This is a genomic window from Deltaproteobacteria bacterium (assembly GCA_026712905.1).
Lineage (GTDB): Bacteria > Desulfobacterota > Binatia > UBA9968 > JAJDTQ01 > JAJDTQ01.
The window spans coordinates 1-3422 of record JAPOPM010000150.1; the positions used below are offsets into that span (position 1 = coordinate 1).

General features: G+C 61.4%; 3 protein-coding genes and 1 pseudogene. 3 read left to right on the top strand and 1 reads right to left on the bottom strand.

The window, feature by feature from the left end; genetic code table 11:
* Positions 1-343 precede the first annotated feature (343 nt).
* From OXF11_11995 to OXF11_12005, 3 genes and pseudogenes are all read left to right on the top strand, one after another.
* Entirely contained in the window at positions 344-607 is a 264-nt protein-coding gene (locus OXF11_11995; protein ID MCY4487816.1) for a HigA family addiction module antitoxin, read from the top strand.
* 56 nt (positions 608-663) lie between these two features.
* Positions 664-999 (top strand): helix-turn-helix domain-containing protein, encoded by a 336-nt coding sequence (locus OXF11_12000; GenBank protein ID MCY4487817.1) that lies wholly within the window; start codon positions 664-666, stop codon positions 997-999.
* A 447-nt stretch (positions 1000-1446) separates the two neighbouring features.
* Positions 1447-2561, top strand: a pseudogene (locus tag OXF11_12005) (IS3 family transposase).
* 126 nt (positions 2562-2687) lie between these two features.
* Here OXF11_12005 and OXF11_12010 read toward each other — a convergent pair.
* The coding region (locus OXF11_12010; GenBank protein ID MCY4487818.1) for a hypothetical protein at positions 2688-3422 on the bottom strand (735 nt) is incomplete at its 5' end.

A 3422-nucleotide genomic window follows, 5' to 3' on the forward strand; every position in this document is an offset into this window, starting at 1 on the left:
AGAAAGTAAGGGGTGGCCGGTCCTGGGCCGGAGCCGGGGGCTTAAGTAAGCCCAAAGTTGGAAAAAAAGGGTTGGAAAGAGCGACCCGAACCCCCCCCCCCCCCCCGAGAAGTCATTCCCGCGAAAGCGGGAATCCAGGGGCGGTGGTGGGGCACTACATCTGCGTTTCCCCGCCTCGCCACCCCTGGATTCCCGCTTCCGCGGGAATGACTTCTCGGGGGGTTTGGTGCAGTTCTTGCCCGGTCGACGTTTTGACACAGCCTGTTTCGCGGGAATGACGATTCGTAGGATTTCCCAGGCACCCTACTCCGCCTGACCGACTACCACCAGCAGGAGAGACGAAATGACCGCCATGTACGATCCGGCCCACCCCGGCGAAATTATCCGCGAGGCTATGGAGGCCGAGCAGTGGACCGTTACCGAAGCCGCTATTCGGCTAGGCGTCACAAGAACAATGCTTTCCCGTGTTCTCAACGGCAAGGCCAGCGTTTCACCGCAGCTCGCGCTGGCACTGGAGCGGCTCGGCTGGAGTGACGCCGGACACTGGGTACGGATGCAAGGGGCCTATGATCTTGCCCAGGCCCGCAAGGCGGAATCGGCTGCGTGAGCTCGCCGCTCAATTCACTTCAGCGCGCAAGGCCAGCGGGAAGGAGGTCGGGGATTATGAGCACTACGCGCGTCAGGATTGATCCGGACAATTCCGCGACCCTCCCGAAGGGGCGGATCCACTTCGCTGTGGTGGATGGCACCACCGAGACGGAAATCGCCTTGCAGCAGCAGGAGGACGACGCCGAGGCCATGCAGGACATGGCACGCTATGCTCGTCGGATCCGGCGGCGACTGGGCCTCAGCCAGCTAGAGTTGGCGCGACGAATCGACGTGCCGCATGAAACGATCCGCAACTGGGAACAGGGGAAGCGTTGCCCCACCGGTGCCGCGCGCGCCCTGTTGCGGGTACTCGACAAAGCCCCCGAGACCGCGCTCCGCGTTCTGACCTGAGCGGTGGACCGTTGCGTGGAGCGCGCCTCAACACCCTAACCACCCAACGCGGCGTTTGGCGTGAGTATGGCCAGAACCGAAAGTGAGTTAGCCTTACCGACCACGTCGTACACCACGGCGACCGGTAGAAAGGCCAGCACCCTGTTTCTAAGGTCTGGGCCCTATTTGGTCCCGTTAGCAGGCCCCGACGGAGAAGCCCGCCGGTCAACCGCTCAACCGCGCGCCTTCGACCCAACCAACGCCCACCGATCTCCCCGCCTGTATGTTGTTGTGAAACTAAGCATGGAAACTGAGGTGGTCCCGGAAAAACGGACAGGTTGCTAGGGATGGTCTGAACAATCGGGGTCAAGTCGGTTTGGGGTTCGAGTGAGGTGAGGGGAAAGTGGGTGACCTGCCCCCCTTGAATGTCCTCACTTGAGGGTTAGTGTTAGCCCAGAGAGGAGGCAGATACGCAGGAGCCGATTCAGCGAAGAGCAGGTGATCGGGATTCTCAAGGAACATCAGGCGGGGCTGGCAGTGGCGGAGCTTTGTCGGAAGTACGGTATCAGCGACGCGACGTTCTACAAGTGGCGCTCGAAATACGGCGGGCTTGAGGTATCGGAGGCCCAACGACTGAGGAGCCTGGAAGCGGAGAACGCCAAGCTGAAGCGGCTTCTGGCCGACGCCATGCTGGACGTGTCGACGCTCAAGGAGATGCTGGGAAGAAACTTCTAACGCCCAGGTCCCGGAGGGAAGCCGTGGACTGGGCGATGGAGGAGCGAGGGCACACGTAGCGCCGGGCCTGCAACCTGGTGGGGATCGACCCGCGGGTGTACCGTTATCGGTCGAGCAGGCCGGAGGAGGGAGAGCTGAGGCAGAGGCTACGGGAGCTGGCGGCGGAACGTCGCCGCTTCGGGTATCGGCGGCTGCACCTGTTGCTGGCTCGAGAAGGGGTCGTGGTGAATCGCAAGAAGCTCTACCGGCTCTACAAGGAGGAGAAGTTGACCGTGCGCAAGCGGGGCGGCCGCAAGCGGGCACTGGGGACCCGGGCGCCGATGACGATCCCCCAGGGAGCCAATCAGCGTTGGTCGGTGGACTTCGCCTCCGACACCCTGGCGGACAGCCGGCGTTTCCGTGTGCTCTGCGTGATCGATGACTTAACCCGGGAGTCCTTGCCCACCATCGTCGACAACTCCATCACCGGAGAGCGAGTTTCGAGAGAACTGGACGGGATTGCTGAACGTCGCGGCTACCCCCTGATGGTGGTCTCGGACAACGGCACCGAGTTCACCTCGAACGCCATGCTCCGGTGGCAACAGGACCGAGGGGTCCACTGGCACTACATCGCTCCCGGCAAGCCCATGCAGAACGGGCTGGTCGAGAGCTTCATCGGCCGGCTGCGTGATGAGTGCCTTAACGAGCACATGTTCACCAGCTACCGCCACACCCGGGGGATCATCCAGGACTGGAGGATCGACTACAACGCTAGACGACCGCATACGAGCCTCCAGGGACTGACGCCCTTGGAGTTCGCTACCCGGTCCCGTGAGGACCACAACCAAAAACCACTAACTTATGGGTGAGGACAAATTGGGGTGCAGGTCACAGTGAACAAATGGCCTCTATCGTTGCGGGAACCCACGCTGCAATAGACAAGATTCTTGGGGAATGATGTGTGTCGTCTTCGTACATGTGTGCAGTCTGCCTGCCTACATGCTTTCAACGCGTCCGAGTTGGGGCCAGTCGTTCCGCGGCATGATGAACGCGCGGGAGGGCTCGCAATTGACAGCGATCTCGTCGCCAAGGGGAGATTTGCGAGGGAGGTCAACGACACGGTCGGTCGGCGGGCGGCCGTTGCGGCTGTCATGGGCGCGGTCCGAGTTGTAGCAATGCTGCCACTCGGCAAGTCTGTCGTTGAGTATTTCTGGATCCTCCAGCCGCAGAAAGGGAATGAGTGAGGTGGCCCCGGTTCTCAGCGCCCGCAAATAGATGAACCCGAATTGCCGTTTTGCCGCGCGTGTGACCCTTACCCGGCGTGTTTCGTCATCCACCGGAGTACTGGCGAAGTAGCACTCGGCCCTGAATTCGTCCTCCTCGATGTCGTAGGCACCTTCCAATTTGATCCGAAGAGCGGGCACAACATCGTCATCGTCGACAACTTCGGGTGCCGCCGTCGCATCCAGGATCGCGTCCTTCGCGGTATCCCAATATTCGAGGTGGATACGGAACTTGGTTAAGGCATCCTCCGTCAGATCTGTCAGCACGACTTCCAACTCGATGAGAATGGGGACGCCGGCTCCGTCGAGGTAGCGCCGCTCGAAGAAGTCATGCTCGTCTATCGGGCTGCTTCGAGATAGACGATCCGGCCCCAGCAGAAGATCCAGGGCCTCACATAGGGTTGACTTGCCGACACTGTTCCCGCCAACGATGACTGTGTGGCCAGG

Excerpts from the sequence above, each read along its gene's own strand:
- OXF11_12000 (MCY4487817.1), top strand. The coding sequence starts at position 664 with ATGAGCACTACGCGCGTCAGGATTGATCCGGACAATTCCGCGACCCTC.
- OXF11_11995 (MCY4487816.1), top strand. The coding sequence starts at position 344 with ATGACCGCCATGTACGATCCGGCCCACCCCGGCGAAATTATCCGCGAG.